Below are 17,447 nucleotides of genomic sequence, written 5' to 3' on the forward strand. Positions count from 1 at the left end.
GCGTATAACGGCAACAGGTGAGGTAAGCGCCTTGCCTGTGGGGGCTAATTCATTCGCGAGAGGGCGGCGCATCCGACGCAGCTCTTTCAGCCGTAGCATCCTTCGCGAATGAATTCGCTCCCACAGGTACGTATGCAGCAGATACAGCGGAGCTATCTCGACCGCACGATGTGATGCTCTTTACTGGCATAATCGCCCCCGTCTTTCGCCCGAACCTCTCTGCACCCCATGCGTATCCACGTCACGTTCATCGACCGCGTCGGCATCACTCAGGAAGTCCTGGCGATTCTCGGTGCGCGAAATCTGAACCTGGATGCCGTGGAAATGGTGCCGCCCAACGTCTACATCGACGCCCCGACCCTGAGCCATGAGTTGCTTGAAGAACTCAAGGACCGGCTGTTCCGGGTGCGTGGCGTGGAGGCGATTACCGTCGTCGATATCCTCCCCGGCCAACGCCGACACCTGCAGCTCGACGCCCTGCTCGCCGCCATGACCGACCCGGTGCTGGCCCTGGACAGCGCAGGTCACGTGCTGCTGGCCAACCCCGCGTTGGTCGCGTTGTATGGCCGCGAGCCGTCGGGGGAGTCTGTGGGCGATCTATTTTCCGATCCGGCGCTGCAAACCGCGTTGCTGGAAAACGGCTTTCGTCTGCCGCTGCGCGAGGTCACCCTCAATGGCGAGGCGCTGCTGCTGGACGCCACGCCGATCACCGACGCTGGCGCTTTGCTGACGCTGTACCTGCCCAGCCGCATCGGTGAACGCCTGTCGGCACTGCATCACGATCACGCGGAAGGTTTCGATTCGCTGCTTGGCGATTCAACGCCGATACGCACCCTCAAAGCTCGCGCACAACGGGTCGCGGCATTGGACGCCCCGCTGCTGATTCAGGGCGAAACCGGCACCGGTAAAGAGCTGGTGGCTCGCGCCTGCCACGCGGTCAGCACACGCAACGGCGCGCCCTTTCTGGCGCTGAACTGCGCGGCATTGCCCGAGAGCCTCGCCGAAAGCGAGCTGTTCGGCTACGCCCCCGGCGCATTCACCGGTGCGCAGCGCGGCGGCAAACCGGGCCTGATGGAGCTGGCCAACCAGGGCACGGTGTTTCTCGACGAAATCGGAGAAATGTCGCCCTACCTGCAAGCCAAACTGCTGCGCTTTTTGAATGACGGCAGCTTTCGTCGCGTCGGTGGCGATAAAGAGGTGCAGGTCAACGTGCGCATCGTCAGCGCGACCCACCGCAATCTGGAGAAAATGGTGGCCGAGGGCACCTTTCGCGAAGACCTTTTCTACCGCCTGAACGTGCTTAACCTGGAAGTCCCGCCCTTGCGCGAACGGGGTCAGGACATCCTGCTGCTCGCGCGCTATTTCATGGAGCAGGCCTGCACCCAGATCCAGCGCCCGGTTTGCCGCCTCGCGGCCGGCACCTACCCCGCCCTGCTCGGCAACCGTTGGCCGGGCAATGTACGGCAATTGCAAAACGTGATCTTCCGCGCGGCAGCCATTTGCGAAAGCGCGTTGGTGGACATCGGCGATCTGGACATCGCCGGTACGTCGGTCGCGCGCGAAAACGATGGCGAGATCGACAGCCTGGAAGCTGCCGTGGAAGACTTCGAAAAATCGCTGCTGGAAAAGCTCTACAGCCATTACCCCTCGACCCGGCAACTCGCCACACGCTTGCAGACGTCTCACACGGCCATTGCCCACCGGCTTCGCAAATACGGGATTCCTGGCAAAACCTGACTCATTGGGCAGACACCGCGAATCCTGTGGGAGCCGGCTTGCTGGCGAATGCAGATTTACAGACAACTCAGTAGTGAATGACACGCCGCCTTCGCCAGCAAGCCGGCTCCCACAACCTCTCGCGCAGCACCATGGAACGAATTCGATACATCGGAACGATATCGTTACGACCTTCACATATCCCCATCCGACAAGGCCTTGATCCCACAACGGTTTTCAAACTCGGAATATCTGTAGCGATTTCGCTACAGCCTCCCCTGCCGGCAAAACTCGAAAACCGCTGAAACCCTTGATTTACAGGCCTCGCGCAAGGTTGGCCGCAAACTTGCTATGCACCTACCCCATGACGCTTGCGCCAATGACGAGCGGTTTTTTCATTCAGGGGAGTTTCCATGAGCGAGTTGCGTTTTACCGAAGATCACGAGTGGCTGCGCGCCGAAGCAGACGGCAGCGTCACAGTCGGCATCACAGCTTTCGCGCAGGACGCACTGGGTGACGTGGTCTTCGTTCAACTGCCTGAGCTACAGTCTTACGACCGAGGCGCAGAAGCCGCCACCGTCGAGTCGGTCAAGGCCGCCAGCGGCGTGTACATGCCATTGAACGGCGAAGTCGTCGAGATCAACCCGGCGCTGGATGCCAAACCTGAGCTCGTCAACGAAGACCCGATGGGCCAGGGCTGGTTCTTCCGTTTTATCCCTTCCGACGCCGCCGCTGTCGGCCAATTGCTGGATCAGGACGCCTACGACCGCCTGATCAAAGCCAACGCCGAAGCCTGAGGAGCGCGAAATGACTGATCGCATCGAATTGAGCACTGCCAACGAATTCATCGCCCGTCACATCGGCCCACGCGCCGACGACGAAAGCGCCATGCTCGCCACCCTGGGTTTCGACTCGCTGCAAGCCCTGAGCGCCAGCGTCATCCCGGAATCGATCAAGGGCACCAGCGTGCTGGGCCTGTCCGCAGGCCAAAGCGAAGCCGACGCATTGGCCGACATCAAGGCCATCGCCAGCAAGAACCAACTGTTCAAGACCTACATCGGCCAGGGCTACTACAACACCCACACGCCGGCGCCGATCCTGCGCAATTTGCTGGAAAACCCGGCCTGGTACACCGCCTACACGCCGTACCAGCCAGAGATTTCCCAGGGCCGTCTGGAGTCGCTGCTGAACTTCCAGACCCTGATCAGCGACCTGACTGGCCTGCCGATCGCCAACGCCTCGCTGCTCGATGAAGCCACCGCCGCTGCCGAAGCCATGACCTTCTGCAAACGCCTGAGCAAGAACAAAGGCAGCCATAAATTCTTCGCCTCCAGCCACTGCCACCCGCAGACCCTCGACGTGCTACGCACCCGTGCCGAGCCCTTGGGGATCGAAGTGGTCGTTGCTGACGAAAGCCAACTGGGCGACGTCAGCGAATTCTTCGGCGCTGTGCTGCAGTACCCGGCGAGCAATGGCGATGTGTTCGACTACCGCGAATTGGTCGAGCGTTTCCACGCCGCCAACGCGCTGGTGGCCGTCGCCGCCGACCTGCTGGCCCTGACCCTGCTGACCCCACCGGGCGAGTTCGGCGCTGACGTGGCCATCGGCAGCGCGCAACGTTTTGGCGTGCCGCTGGGTTTCGGTGGCCCGCACGCTGCGTATTTCTCCACTAAAGATGCCTACAAGCGCGACATGCCGGGCCGTCTGGTGGGCGTGTCCATCGACCGCTTTGGCAAGACCGCTCTGCGTCTGGCCATGCAGACCCGCGAGCAACACATCCGCCGCGAGAAGGCCACCAGCAACATCTGCACCGCGCAGGTGCTGCTGGCAAACATCGCCAGCATGTACGCCGTGTACCACGGCCCGGTCGGCCTGACCCGCATCGCCAACCGCGTGCATCACCTGACCGCGATTTTCGTCAAAGGCCTGAGCCAGCTGGGTCTGAACGTCGAGCAAGCATTCTTCTTCGACAGCTTCACCCTGAACACCGGCGCGAAAACCGCCGAACTGCACGCCAAGGCACATGCGCAGCAGATCAACCTGCGCGAAGTGGACACCGAGCGTCTGGGCCTGTCGCTGGATGAAACCACTCAGCAAGCCGACATTGAAGTGCTGTGGAAACTGTTCGCCGCCGACGGCCAGTCTCTGCCTGATTTCGCCGCTCTGGCCAGCAGCGTCGAAGCATGTCTGCCTGCTGAACTGAAGCGTCAGTCGCCGATCCTCAGCCACCCGGTTTTCAACCGCTATCACTCCGAAACCGAGCTGATGCGCTACCTGCGTCGTCTGGCCGACAAGGACCTGGCGCTGGACCGCACCATGATCCCGCTGGGCTCGTGCACCATGAAGCTCAACGCCGCCAGCGAAATGATCCCGGTGACCTGGGCCGAGTTCGGCAACCTGCACCCGTTCGCCCCGGCCGAGCAAAGCGCTGGCTACCAGCAACTGACCGACGAACTGGAAGCCATGCTCTGCGCGGCCACTGGTTACGATTCGATCTCGCTGCAGCCGAACGCCGGCTCCCAGGGCGAGTACGCAGGTCTGTTGGCCATTCGCGCCTATCACCAGAGCCGTGGCGATGAGCGTCGCGACATCTGCCTGATTCCGTCGTCCGCCCACGGTACCAACCCTGCGACCGCCAACATGGCCGGCATGCGCGTGGTGGTGACTGCGTGCGATGCGCGCGGCAACGTCGACATCGAAGACCTGCGCGCCAAGGCCATCGAGCACCGCGATCACCTCGCCGCACTGATGATCACCTACCCCTCGACCCACGGCGTGTTCGAGGAAGGCATTCGCGAAATCTGCAGCATCATTCACGACAACGGCGGCCAGGTTTACATCGACGGCGCCAACATGAACGCGATGGTCGGCCTCTGCGCACCGGGCAAGTTCGGCGGCGACGTTTCTCACCTGAACCTGCACAAGACCTTCTGCATCCCGCACGGCGGTGGCGGCCCGGGCGTCGGCCCGATTGGCGTGAAATCGCATCTGGCGCCGTTCCTGCCGGGGCACGGCAAGATGGAGCGCAAGGAAGGCGCGGTCTGCGCGGCGCCTTTCGGCAGCGCCAGCATCCTGCCGATCACCTGGATGTACATCCGCATGATGGGCGGCGAAGGCCTGAAACGCGCTTCGCAGCTGGCGATCCTCAACGCCAACTACATTTCCCGCCGTCTGGAAGAGCACTACCCAGTGCTGTACACCGGCAGCAGCGGACTGGTGGCGCACGAGTGCATCCTCGACCTGCGCCCGCTCAAAGACACCAGCGGCATCAGCGTCGACGACGTGGCCAAGCGCCTGATCGACTTCGGCTTCCATGCCCCGACCATGTCGTTCCCGGTGGCGGGCACGCTGATGATCGAACCGACCGAAAGCGAGTCCAAAGAAGAGCTGGACCGCTTCTGCGACGCCATGATCAAGATCCGCGAGGAAATCCGCGCAGTCGAAAGCGGCGTACTGGACAAAGAGGACAACCCGCTGAAAAACGCTCCGCACACGGCGGCGGAGCTGGTTGGCGAGTGGAGCCACCCATACAGCCGCGAGCAGGCCGTGTACCCGGTTGCCTCGCTGATTGAGGGTAAATACTGGCCACCGGTCGGTCGCGTCGACAACGTGTTCGGCGACCGCAACCTCGTCTGCGCGTGCCCTTCGATCGAAGATTACGCGTAAAAAACAGCCTCGAGCTGCAAGCCGCAAGCCGCAAGAAAAAGCAGCTCAGCGTTTTCTTGTAGCTTGCGGTCTGGAGTCCGAAACCGATCAGCTCTTTACTTGCCGCTTGAAGCTTGAAGCTCATAGCTGCTTTCCCTTCGGAGGCGACAATGTCCCTGAGCGTGTTTGACCTGTTCAAGATCGGCATCGGCCCCTCAAGCTCCCACACCGTGGGCCCGATGCGTGCCGCGGCGCGGTTCGCCGAAGGCCTGCGTCGTGACGATCTGCTTTCCCACACCGCGAGCGTGCGAGTCGAGCTGTATGGCTCACTCGGCGCAACCGGCAAAGGGCACGGCAGCGACAAAGCCGTGCTGCTGGGACTGGAAGGCGAGCACCCGGACACCGTCGACACCGAGCATGTGGCCGACCGCCTGCAGCGAATTCGCGGCAGCGGGCGCATCAACCTGCTGGGTGAGCACGACATTGAGTTCATCGAAAAACAGCACCTGGCGATGATCCGCAAACCCCTGGCCTACCATCCCAACGGCATGATTTTTCGTGCCTTCGATGCCGCTGGCCTACAGATTCGCAGCCGCGAGTACTACTCGGTCGGTGGCGGATTCGTGGTCGATGAAGACGCCGCCGGCGCCGATCGCATCGTCGAAGACAGCACCGCGCTGCCCTACCCCTTCAAGACCGGCAAAGAGTTGATGGCCCACTGCGCGAGCACCGGGTTATCGATCAGCCAGGTGATGCTGGCCAACGAAGGCGCGTGGCGCCCGGAAGCCGAAACCCGTGCGGGCCTGCTGAAGATCTGGCAGGTGATGCAGGATTGCGTCGAAGCGGGCTGCCGCAACGAGGGCATTCTGCCGGGCGGATTAAAGGTCAAGCGTCGGGCGGCGGCCCTGCATCGTCAGCTGTGCAAGAACCCGGAAGCCGCGTTGCGCGATGCGTTGTCGGTGCTGGACTGGGTCAACCTGTACGCGCTGGCGGTCAATGAGGAAAACGCCAACGGCGGGCGTGTTGTCACGGCGCCCACCAATGGCGCGGCGGGGATCATTCCGGCTGTGCTGCATTACTACATGCGCTTCATCACCGGCGCCAACGAGGACGGCGTGGTGCGTTTTCTGCTCACTGCTGCGGCCATCGGCATCCTCTATAAAGAGAACGCGTCGATTTCCGGCGCCGAAGTGGGCTGTCAGGGTGAAGTCGGTGTCGCCTGTTCGATGGCCGCCGGGGCGCTCTGCGAAGTGCTGGGTGGCAACGTGCAGCAGGTCGAGAACGCTGCCGAAATCGGCATGGAACACAACCTGGGCCTGACCTGCGACCCCATCGGCGGCTTGGTGCAGGTGCCCTGTATCGAACGCAATGCCATGGGCTCGGTGAAGGCGATCAACGCCGTGCGCATGGCCCTGCGCGGCGATGGCCAGCACTTCGTGTCGCTGGACAAAGTCATTCGCACCATGCGCCAGACCGGCGCCGACATGAAAAGCAAATACAAGGAAACAGCCCGTGGCGGGCTGGCCGTGAACATTATCGAGTGCTGATACCAGCCACCATTTCATCGGGCCGCGTGCGATCGACACCACGAGCCCGCACATGCATTGAAGGAGTCATCGATGTCCACAGAATTGCTGAAAACCCCACTCAACGCCCTGCACCGTGAGCTGGGCGCGAAAATGGTCGAGTTCGCGGGCTACGACATGCCTGTGCAATACCCGGCCGGGGTGATGAAAGAGCACCTGCACACCCGCGATCAGGCCGGCCTGTTCGACGTGTCGCACATGGGCCAGATTCTGCTGACCGGCGCCAACGCCGCTAGAGCCCTGGAAACCCTGGTTCCGGTGGACATCATCGACCTGCCAGTGGGCATGCAGCGCTACGCGATGTTCACCAACGAAACCGGCGGCATCCTCGATGACCTGATGGTCGCCAATCTGGGCAACGATCAGCTCATGCTGGTGGTCAACGCCGCCTGCAAGAACGAAGACCTCGCGCACCTGCGCAAGCACATTGGCGACCAATGCGAGATCCAGCCGCTGTTCGAGGAGCGCGCCCTGCTGGCCCTGCAAGGCCCTCAGGCGGTAACGGCCCTGGCGCGTCTGGCCCCGGAGGTCGCCAAAATGACCTTCATGCAGTACACCACCGCGAACATCGACGGCATCGACTGCTACATCAGTCGATCGGGCTACACCGGCGAAGACGGTTACGAAATTTCCGTCCCTGCCGATCAAGCCGAATCCCTGGCACGGCGCCTGCTGGCCGAGCCTGAAGTCGCCCCGATTGGCCTCGGCGCCCGCGATTCGCTGCGTCTTGAGGCCGGCTTGTGCCTGTATGGCCACGACATGAATACCGAGACGACGCCGATTCAGGCCAGCCTTTTGTGGGCCATTTCCAAGGTGCGTCGTGCCGATGGCGCACGTGCCGGTGGTTTCCCGGGCGCCGAGCAAGTGTTCACCCAGCACCAAAGCGGTGCAGCGCGCAAGCGTGTGGGCCTGTTGCCGCAGGAGCGCACGCCGGTGCGCGAAGGTGCTGAAATCGTCGACGGTAATGACCAGATCATTGGCACCGTGTGCAGCGGAGGCTTTGGTCCGACCCTGGGTGCACCGCTGGCGATGGGCTACGTTGACGCGGGATTCACCGCACTTGAAACGCCGGTGTTTGCCATCGTACGTGGCAAGAAAGTCCCGATGCGCGTGAGTAAAATGCCTTTCGTTGCGCCACGTTACTTCCGTGGCTGACCTTGACGTCAAAACAATGCGGCACCGCAACAGTGCAGAACGCTCTTCGCGTGCCGCAGTCTGGCGCTTGAGAAACAGCAACGAAACTGTCAGAAAACTGCACTTTCCAACAGCACTCAACAGTAAAAACTATCGATCACCGCCGCTTGGTTAAAGTTTTCAAAAAGTGGCCGAAAGCCCCTGAAACCGGGCTTATCCGGGGCTTGTTTTTTCTGCGAGAGTTAGCGTAGAGTTTCTCAACTGTGTTTGCATGGGTCGCTGGGATCGTGACCTGGGCAGTAGCGCCAAAAGCAATGCTACATCCCGCTCTACGTTTCTTCTTCCTGCAACCAGCCCAGTACTCTTTCGTGTGAAAGGGGCTGTCATTAATTTATGCTTCAAGGAATAAGAAAATGTCTCAACGTCAGAGCGGTACCGTTAAGTGGTTTAACGACGAGAAAGGTTTTGGTTTTATCACTCCAGAGAGCGGTCCGGATCTGTTCGTCCACTTCCGCGCTATTCAGGGCAACGGCTTCAAGAGCCTGAAAGAAGGTCAGAAAGTTACTTTCGTTGCAGTGCAAGGCCAGAAAGGCATGCAAGCTGACGAAGTCCAAGCCGAAGGCTAAGTCGCAAAAACGAAAAGCCCCTGATGGCAACATCAGGGGCTTTTTTATGCCTGCCATTGCGCAAACTGCCTAAGCTTGTAGCCAAGTTCCTGAAGCAGACAACGCTTATGCCCAAGCACGCCTTACGCCCTCAAGGCGATTTCCCCCCTGCAGGCCTCGGGCGACGCCTTGCTGCCATCTTCTATGACGCCCTGCTGTGCGTTGCCCTGTTGATGGTCACCACCTTTATTTACAAGCTCGTCTGGATGGGTTTTGTCGGCGAGGTAAGACTGCGCCAGCTCTCCGAATCCGGGGCGCTGGACGGCGATCCGCTACTCTCCACCATTCTGCTGTTCGCCCTGTTCGCCTTTTTCGCCAAGTTCTGGACCCACGCCGGCCAGACTCTGGGCATGCAGGTTTGGGGCATTCGTGTGCAGAATCCGGACGGCACCGGCATCAGCCTGTGGCAGGCCTTGTTGCGTTTTGTCGTGGCGATCGCATCGTGGCTGTGTATCGGGCTAGGCTTCTTCTGGAGCCTGTTCGACAAGCACAAGCGCAGTTGGCACGACATGTACTCCGAAACTCAATTGGTGCGGATTCCGAAGCAGAAGAAATAGCCCACAAAAAAGCCGACCCTGAGGTCGGCCTCTTCAATTCAGTCTGACGATCAACCTGCGCGACGCAACAACCAGATCCCTGCCAATGCGCAGATCCCGGCCGGCACCAGCACCGCGAACAGCGGCGAGAAGCCGAACACCAGACTCGACGGGCCGAGCAGGTCCTGCGCGATACGGAAGGTGAAGCCCACCAGCACCCCGGTGAAAACCCGCTGACCCAAGGTGACCGAACGCAGCGGGCCGAAGATGAACGAGATGGCCATCAGCACCAAAGCCACGGTCACCAGCGGCTGCAGGATCTTGGTGTAGAACGCCAGCCAATAGCGACCATTGGCCAGGCCCTGATCTGCCAGATAATGCGCATAGCCGTAGAGGCCGGTCATCGACAGCGACTCCGGCGGCAACACCACGGTGCTCAACAACTGCGGGCTCAGGGAGATGTTCCAACGCTCGTCCGGGGCAGTTACCACTTCGGTACGGCCTTCATGGAACAGCGTGGTGGAGACGTCTTTCAGCTCCCAGTAATCGGTCTTGTAGTTGGCCTGCTTGGCGAAACTGGCGCTGAGCATGTGGCGCTGATCGTCGAAGCGATAGCGCGTCACGCCATACAGCAGGCCATTGGGCTGCACGGTGTTGATGTGGATGAATTCATCCCCCTGGCGGTGCCACAGGCCATGACGAGCGCTCTGTGCGTCGCCCGTGCCCTGAGCCAGCGAGCGAGCGGCCTGAGCCGACGCTTCGGTGACGGGCGCAACGTACTCGCCGATCAACAGGCCCGCGACCATCAGCACCAGCATCGGCTTCATCACCGCCCAGACGATACGGCCGATGGACACACCCGCCGCTCGCATGATGGTCAGCTCACTGCTGCTGGCAAGCGCGCCCAAGCCGATCAGGCAGCCGATCAGCGCCGCCATCGGCAGCATGTCGTAGAGGCGGCGCGGCGCGGTCATGACCACGAAGCTGCCCGCGTCCCAGAAGGTGTAGGTGTCGCTGATGTCGGCCATTTCGTCGATGAAGGCGAACAGCGACGCCAGCCCCAGGATGATGCCCAATACGGCGAGGATCGCCATGAACACGCTTTTACCGATGTAGCGATCGAGCTTAACCATGAGCCACCTCCGACACACTGCGGCGACTCGCCATCTTCAAGCGCAACGGCTCCCAGTAAAGTAATCCGAGCCCGATGATCAGGAAGATCGCGTGCACCCACCACAGGCCCAGCGCAGCCGGGATCTTGCCCTTCTCCAGGGCGCCACGGGCGGCAATCAGGATGGTGAGGTAGGCCATGTACAGCAGAATGGCTGGCAGCAACTTGAGGAAGCGGCCCTGACGCGGGTTGACGCGCGACAGCGGAACGGCCATCAGCGTCACGATGAACACCAGAATCGGCAACGAGGTACGCCACTGCAGCTCGGCGCGGTTGCGCAGGGAATCTTCGCCGGAGAACAGCTCGCTGGTCGGGATCGCGTCACGGTCGGTGATCTCGTCGCTGATGTCCGGCTTGGGCAGCAGTGCACCGTAGGTGTCGTACTTGATCGCGCGGTAATCGGCCTGACCCGGGTTGCCGTCATAGCGATAACCGTTGTTGAGGATCAGGTAGCGAGAGCCGTCCGGCCTGATTTCCTGCTTGCCCTTCTCGGCCACCAGCACGGTGATGCCGTGGTCCTTTTTCTCGTCCAGCTTCTTTTCGGAAATGAACACGCCACCCAGGTTGATGCGATCGTCCGTCATGGTCTCGGTGTAGGTCACCCGGCTGCCGTCACGCAACAGCTGGAAACGCCCCGGCACCAGGGTGTCGAATTCGGTCATTGCATCCTGCTTGTTGATCAGCAGCTGGAACTGGGTCGCGCCCTGCGGAGCCAGACTGAAGCTCAGCCAGGCCACCAGCAGCGACACCAGCGCGGCAGGCGCCAGGGTCATCCACAGCAGGCGCTGCTGGCTCATGCCGGTGGCCGACAGTACGGTCATTTCGCTTTCCAGATACAGCCGCCCGTACGCCAGCAGGATGCCCAGGAACAGGCCCAGCGGCAGGATCAACTGCAGGAAACCCGGCAGACGAAAGCCCATGATCAGAAACAGCACGCCCGGATCGAGTGCACCGGAGGCAGCCTGGGCCAGATACTTGATGAAGCGACCACTCATGATGATTACCAGCAGCACGGCACTCACAGCGCTCAAGGTAACCAGCACTTCTCGGGACAGGTAACGGAAGACAATCAAACCAGACACTCCAGGGTTGTCACGCTCAGGCAGCCTGACAAGGAAATGGGTCAATCAGGGCGCGCGCGACTGCGTACCCTCGAAAAAATATGCGGCATTATCCTGTGATTGAGTGTGTCTGTCACTGAGCGCGCCGGATAGTTCTGTAACCAATGCAAGTACGCGAGTGCTAACGGGGTTGTCAGGGGTCCCAAGCCGGGGTCAAACTGCGGGCCTTGCCGCGAGCACGCTGCTGCAGGTCATCGCAGCCCGTCTGGCCGCGCATTCATTTTGCGATAAACCACAGTTTATTCGGGGACCCCGACATGGAATTGGTTGTTAAGAGCGTCAGTGCAGAAACCTTGAAGACCGCCACGCTGGTGGTTGCCGTGGGCGAAGGCCGTACCCTGAGCGATGTTGCACAAAGTATCGATACCCTGAGCGGCGGCGCCATCAGCGCTGTGCTCAAGCGCGGCGACCTGTCGGGCAAAGTGGGCCAGAGCCTGCTGCTGCACAGCCTGCCGAACCTCAAGGCCGAGCGCGTTCTGCTGGTCGGCAGCGGTAAAGAGCCTGAGCTGGGCGACCGTCAGTTCCGCAAGATCATCAGCGGCGTGCTGAACACTCTTAAAAGCCTGGGCGGCACCGATGCAGCCTTCGCGCTGGACCACCTGAACGTCAAAGGTCGCGACACCTACGGCAAGAACCGCCTGCTGGTGGAAACCCTGGCCGATGGCGAATACGTCTTTGATCAGTTCAAGAGCCAGAAAGCCGACCCGCGTGCGCTGAAGAAGGTTACCCTGCTGACCGCCAAGTCCAGCGTCACCGACGTCGAGCGCGCCGCCAAGCACGCACAGGCCATCGCTGCCGGCATGGCCGTGACCCGCACCCTGGGCAACCTGCCGCCGAACATCTGCCATCCGACCTACCTGGGCGAACAGGCCAAGGCGCTGGGCAAAGCCAACAAAGGCCTGAAGGTCGAAGTCCTTGACGAGAAAAAAATCGCCGATCTGGGCATGGGCTCATTCCTGGCGGTCGGTCAGGGCAGCGCTCAACCGCCACGCCTGATCGTGATGCAGTACAACAACGGCAAGAAAAGCGAAAAGCCTTTCGTGCTGGTCGGCAAGGGCATCACTTTCGACACCGGCGGCATCAGCCTCAAACCTGGCCTGGGCATGGACGAGATGAAGTTCGACATGTGCGGCGCGGCCAGCGTGTTCGGCACCCTGAACGCCGTGCTGCAGCTGCAACTGCCGATCAACCTGGTGTGCATCATTGCTGCCGCTGAAAACATGCCGAGCGGCAACGCGACGCGTCCGGGCGACATCGTCAAGACCATGAGCGGCCAGACTGTCGAAATCCTCAACACCGACGCCGAAGGCCGTCTGGTGCTGTGCGACGCCCTGACCTACGCCGAACGCTTCAAGCCGCAGGCCGTGATCGACATTGCCACCCTGACCGGCGCTTGTGTCGTGGCGCTGGGTGGTCACACTTCGGGCCTGTTGGGCAACAGCGACGCGCTGATCAATCAGGTGCTGGACGCCGGCAAACGTGCCGACGACCGCGCCTGGCAACTGCCGCTGTTCGACGAATATCAAGAGCAACTGGACAGCCCGTTCGCCGACATCGCCAACATCGGCGGCCCTAAAGCCGGCACGATCACGGCGGCCTGCTTCCTCTCGCGCTTCGCCAAGGCGTTCGAATGGGCGCACTTGGACATCGCTGGCACCGCATGGCTGAGCGGTGGCAAGGACAAGGGCGCCACTGGCCGTCCGGTTCCGCTGCTGACTCAATATCTGCTCGACCGCGCGGGCGTTTGATACGCCCTGAGGCACGCCGGGCCCGTTTTCACTGAACGGGCCCGGCCTGTTTCACGCTCTGGAATTTTCATGACCCAAGTCGATTTCTATGTCCTGCCCACCGCCGATCCGATGATGCGTCTGGACTTCGCCTGCAAGCTGACCGACAAGGCCTGGCGCCTTGGCCATCGCGTCTATCTGCATTGCAGCGACGCCGAGCAGCGTGCCGAACTGGACGCCCGCCTGTGGCGTTTCAAGGGCGAAACCTTTGTGCCTCACGGCCCGATCGAAGACGATCATGATGCCCCGGTGGCACTGGGCATCGGCAACGACTGTGCCCAACATCAGGATCTGTTGGTCAATCTGAACCTGCGCATCCCCGAATTCTTCAAACAATTCGCACGCATCGCGGAGATCGTTGTGGAAGACCCCGCCATCCGGCAGGCAGCGAGAGAGAGTTTTCGCTTCTACCGTGAACAGGGCTATCCTCTGCAAAATCACCGATTGCAGCGTTTTTGAGTACACGATGGATAATCAAAAAACCCTGAAAGATTCCGCACACCTGCTGGACGATCTGGAGTCGATCCGCCAGCTACTGGGTGACGACACGCTGCAACCGCCGCTGCTGACCGACACGGTGACCGGCGAAGGCCAGATTCCTCTGCTGTTCGATGTGGTCAGCGGTCAGGTTGTGCCCGCTGATGAACACGAGGCCCATGCCGAGGCCGCTGCGCTGCTGACAACCGAGCCTGCACCCGCCCTCGCGCCGCCAGCGCCTGCCGCGCCTGCGCCTGAGCCGCAAGCCCCCCGTGCACCGAACCCCGACGACCTGTTGCATCTGGACAGCGAGCTGCGTGCCGCCGCGCAATTGATCATGCAAGACGTGATCGGCGATTTCGCCCCGCACATCGAGAACGAAATCAAGCGTCGGCTCCAAGCACGGCTTGAGCGGCTGGTCACGGCAGCTACAAGCGGCAAGCTTTAAGCTGCAAGTAGGCACGCGCTTGCCCGCGATTGCATTTTGTCTGCGACACCGTGTCGGTTGAGGCACCGCCATCACGGGCAAGCGCGCTCCTACAGACGATCCAATCCCGTCAAGTAGCCACTCATAAGCTTGCGGCTTACAGCTTGTGGCTTGCCGCTGCCCCTGTGGCTATACTGACCGGCTTTTCCGACTCAAAGCAGATCAGGTTCCCGCCGCGCATGGACAAGACCTACCAGCCGCACGCCATCGAAACTTCCTGGTACCAGACCTGGGAGTCCGAAAACTACTTCGCTCCGCAAGGCGCGGGCGACTCGTACACCATCATGATTCCGCCGCCGAACGTCACCGGCAGCCTGCACATGGGCCACGGTTTCAACAACGCGATCATGGACGCCCTGATCCGTTTCCGCCGCATGCAGGGTCGCAATACCCTGTGGCAGCCGGGCACTGACCACGCCGGTATCGCCACGCAGATGCTGGTGGAGCGTCAGCTCGAAGCCCAGGGCCAGAATCGCCACGATCTGGGTCGGGAAAAATTCCTCGAAAAAGTCTGGGAGTGGAAGGATCAGTCCGGCGGCAATATCAGCCGTCAGATCCGCCGCCTGGGCTCCTCCGTGGACTGGAGCCGTGAGCGCTTCACCATGGACGACGGCCTGTCCGAAGCCGTTAAAGAAGCCTTCGTGCGCCTGCATGAAGACGGCCTGATCTACCGCGGCAAGCGTCTGGTCAACTGGGACACCAAGCTGCACACCGCAATTTCCGACCTCGAAGTGGAAAACCACGACGAGAAAGGCCATCTGTGGAACCTGCGCTACCCCCTGGCTGACGGCGCCAAGACAGCTGAAGGTCAGGACTACCTGATCGTCGCCACCACTCGCCCGGAAACCATGCTCGGTGACGCCGCCGTCGCCGTGAACCCGAACGATGAGCGCTATAAGGCACTGATCGGCAAGTTTGTCGAGCTGCCGCTGGTAGGTCGTCGCATCCCGATCATCGCCGACGACTATTGCGACCCCGAATTCGGCACAGGCTGCGTGAAGATCACCCCGGCCCACGATTTCAACGACTACGAAGTCGGCAAGCGCCACAACCTGCCGCTGCTGAACATCTTCGACAAGAACGCCAACGTGCTGGCCGCCGCTCAGGTGTTCAACCTCGACGGCACGCTGAACGAATCCATCGACGGCGCCCTGCCGGCTGAATACGCAGGCCTGGACCGCTTCGAAGCGCGCAAGCAGATCGTCGCTGCGTTCGACGCCGCGGGCCTGCTGGTCAGCGTCGACGATCACGCGCTGAAGGTGCCGAAAGGCGACCGCTCCGGCACCGTCATCGAGCCGTGGCTGACCGACCAGTGGTACGTATCGACCAAGCCGCTGGCCGAGCCTGCCATCGCTGCCGTTGAAGACGGCCGCATCGCCTTCGTGCCGAAACAATACGAAAACATGTACTTCTCCTGGATGCGCGACATTCAGGACTGGTGCATCAGCCGTCAGCTCTGGTGGGGCCACCGTATCCCGGCCTGGTACGACGAATCCGGCAAGGTGTATGTCGGTCGCGACGAAGTCGAAGTCCGTGCCAAGCACAACCTGGGCCCGGACGTCGCGCTGCAACAGGACAACGACGTCCTCGACACGTGGTTCAGTTCGGGCCTCTGGACCTTCTCCACCCTGGGCTGGCCTGAGCAGACCGAGTTCCTGAAAACCTTCCACCCGACCGACGTGCTGGTCACCGGCTTCGACATCATTTTCTTCTGGGTCGCCCGGATGATCATGCTCACCATGCATCTGGTGAAGAACGAAGACGGCACCCCTCAGATCCCGTTCAAGACCGTCTATGTACACGGTCTGGTGCGCGACGGTCAGGGCCAAAAAATGTCCAAGTCCAAGGGCAACGTACTGGACCCGCTGGACATCGTCGACGGTATCGAACTCGAAGCCCTGGTGCAGAAACGCACCAGCGGCATGATGCAGCCGCAACTGGCCAAGAAGATCGAGAAGCAGACCCGCGCCGAATTTGCTGACGGCATCGCCAGCTACGGCACTGACGCCCTGCGCTTTACCTTCTGCTCGCTGGCGTCCACCGGTCGCGACATCAAGTTCGACATGGGTCGCGTCGAAGGCTATCGCAACTTCTGTAACAAGATCTGGAACGCCGCGCGCTACGTGCTGGACAAGGGCGAGGACTGCGGCCAGAACGGCGAAGAAGTCGAACTGTCGCTGCCGGATCGCTGGATCATTTCCCAGCTGCAACGCACCGAAGCCGAAGTGACCCGCCAGTTGGATCAGTTCCGTTTCGACCTCGCCGCGCAAGCGCTGTACGAGTTCATCTGGAACCAGTACTGCGACTGGTACCTGGAGCTGTCCAAGCCGGTTCTGTGGGACGAGAACGCACCAATCGAGCGTCAGCGCGGCACCCGTCGCACCCTGGTTCGCGTGCTGGAAGTCGCCCTGCGTCTGGCTCACCCGTTCATGCCGTTCATCACCGAAGAAATCTGGCAGCGCCTGGCGCCCCTGGCTGGTAGCTCAGGCAAAACCATCATGCTGCAGCCGTGGCCGGTGGCAAACGAGGCGCGCATCGATGCCGCCGCCGAAGGCGACATCGAATGGCTCAAGGGCCTGATGCTGGGCGTGCGTAACATCCGTGGCGAGATGAACATCGGCCCGGGCAAACCGCTGCAGCTGTTCCTCAAGAACGTCGGCGCCGAAGACCAGCGTCGCCTGAACGAAAACGAGCACCTGCTCAAGAAGCTGGCCAAGCTCGAATCGTTCACCGTATTGGCTGCTGGCGCCGAGGCACCGCTGTCCGCCACCGCTCTGGTGGGCGAGATGGAAGTGCTGGTGCCGATGGCCGGCCTGATCGACAAGGGTGCCGAACTTGCACGTCTGGACAAGGAAATCCAGCGTCTGCAAGGCGAAGTGCAGCGTGTGGGTGGCAAGCTCTCTAACGCCTCGTTCGTCGACAAAGCGCCGCCTGAAGTCATCGCCAAGGAACGCGCCAAGCTGACCGAGGCCGAACAGGCGCTGAGCAAACTGGCCGAACAGCACGCACGGATTGCCAGTTTGTAAAAATCGAATCGGCCAGCCCAATCATCGGGCTGGCTGACTCACACGAACCCTGTAGGAGCGCGCTTGCCCGCGATAGCAGAGTGTCAGAAAGCGATG

13 protein-coding genes are annotated in these 17,447 nt (G+C 61.4%); 11 read left to right on the forward strand and 2 right to left on the reverse strand.

Annotated features, from left to right (window positions below):
- The first annotated feature begins 228 nt into the window (after positions 1-228).
- From gcsR to AC07V9_RS21935, 7 genes are all read left to right on the forward strand, one after another.
- The gene (gene gcsR / locus AC07V9_RS21905) at positions 229-1,737 is read left to right on the forward strand and encodes a transcriptional regulator GcsR (protein ID WP_495017731.1); all 1,509 of its coding nucleotides are present in this window, start codon (positions 229-231) and stop codon (positions 1,735-1,737) included.
- 392 nt (positions 1,738-2,129) lie between these two features.
- On the forward strand, positions 2,130-2,513 hold the full coding sequence (gene gcvH / locus AC07V9_RS21910) for a glycine cleavage system protein GcvH (protein WP_495017732.1): 384 nt from the start codon (positions 2,130-2,132) through the stop codon (positions 2,511-2,513).
- 10 nt (positions 2,514-2,523) lie between these two features.
- Positions 2,524-5,382 carry an aminomethyl-transferring glycine dehydrogenase gene (gene gcvP, locus AC07V9_RS21915; protein ID WP_495017733.1) on the forward strand — a complete coding sequence of 953 codons (2,859 nt, stop codon included), beginning with the start codon at positions 2,524-2,526 and terminating at the stop codon, positions 5,380-5,382.
- Between the two features lie 149 nt (positions 5,383-5,531).
- The gene (locus AC07V9_RS21920; protein WP_495017734.1) at positions 5,532-6,908 is read left to right on the forward strand and encodes an L-serine ammonia-lyase; all 1,377 of its coding nucleotides are present in this window, start codon (positions 5,532-5,534) and stop codon (positions 6,906-6,908) included.
- A 72-nt stretch (positions 6,909-6,980) separates the two neighbouring features.
- Positions 6,981-8,102: a glycine cleavage system aminomethyltransferase GcvT gene (gene gcvT / locus AC07V9_RS21925; RefSeq protein ID WP_495017735.1), complete on the forward strand. Its 1,122-nt coding sequence runs from the start codon at positions 6,981-6,983 to the stop codon at positions 8,100-8,102.
- 392 nt (positions 8,103-8,494) lie between these two features.
- The gene (locus tag AC07V9_RS21930) at positions 8,495-8,707 is read left to right on the forward strand and encodes a cold-shock protein (protein ID WP_007934683.1); all 213 of its coding nucleotides are present in this window, start codon (positions 8,495-8,497) and stop codon (positions 8,705-8,707) included.
- Between the two features lie 107 nt (positions 8,708-8,814).
- Positions 8,815-9,303, forward strand: coding sequence for an RDD family protein (locus tag AC07V9_RS21935; protein WP_495017775.1), 489 nt, complete (start codon positions 8,815-8,817; stop codon positions 9,301-9,303).
- A 50-nt stretch (positions 9,304-9,353) separates the two neighbouring features.
- Here AC07V9_RS21935 and lptG read toward each other — a convergent pair whose 3' ends face one another.
- Complete coding sequence (gene lptG / locus AC07V9_RS21940; RefSeq protein WP_495017736.1) at positions 9,354-10,415, reverse strand: LPS export ABC transporter permease LptG; 1,062 nt, start codon at positions 10,413-10,415, stop codon at positions 9,354-9,356.
- Positions 10,408-11,526 carry an LPS export ABC transporter permease LptF gene (lptF, locus tag AC07V9_RS21945; protein ID WP_495017737.1) on the reverse strand — a complete coding sequence of 373 codons (1,119 nt, stop codon included), beginning with the start codon at positions 11,524-11,526 and terminating at the stop codon, positions 10,408-10,410. The genes lptG and lptF overlap by 8 nt, the downstream gene beginning before the upstream one ends.
- Positions 11,527-11,831: 305 nt before the next feature.
- Here lptF and AC07V9_RS21950 point away from each other — a divergent pair, with 305 nt between their 5' ends.
- The 4 genes from AC07V9_RS21950 to AC07V9_RS21965 all read left to right on the forward strand — a co-directional run bounded on the left by AC07V9_RS21950 (position 11,832) and on the right by AC07V9_RS21965 (position 17,351).
- Positions 11,832-13,322 (forward strand): leucyl aminopeptidase, encoded by a 1,491-nt coding sequence (locus tag AC07V9_RS21950; protein ID WP_495017738.1) that lies wholly within the window; start codon positions 11,832-11,834, stop codon positions 13,320-13,322.
- A gap of 69 nt (positions 13,323-13,391) precedes the next feature.
- Complete coding sequence (locus AC07V9_RS21955) at positions 13,392-13,820, forward strand: DNA polymerase III subunit chi (protein WP_495017739.1); 429 nt, start codon at positions 13,392-13,394, stop codon at positions 13,818-13,820.
- Between the two features lie 7 nt (positions 13,821-13,827).
- Positions 13,828-14,286 carry a DNA polymerase III subunit chi gene (locus AC07V9_RS21960; protein ID WP_495017740.1) on the forward strand — a complete coding sequence of 153 codons (459 nt, stop codon included), beginning with the start codon at positions 13,828-13,830 and terminating at the stop codon, positions 14,284-14,286.
- A 218-nt stretch (positions 14,287-14,504) separates the two neighbouring features.
- Positions 14,505-17,351 (forward strand): valine--tRNA ligase, encoded by a 2,847-nt coding sequence (locus AC07V9_RS21965; protein WP_495017741.1) that lies wholly within the window; start codon positions 14,505-14,507, stop codon positions 17,349-17,351.
- Positions 17,352-17,447: the final 96 nt, after the last annotated feature.

It is taken from the genome of Pseudomonas sp. GW821-FHT02A11 (assembly GCF_059421985.1).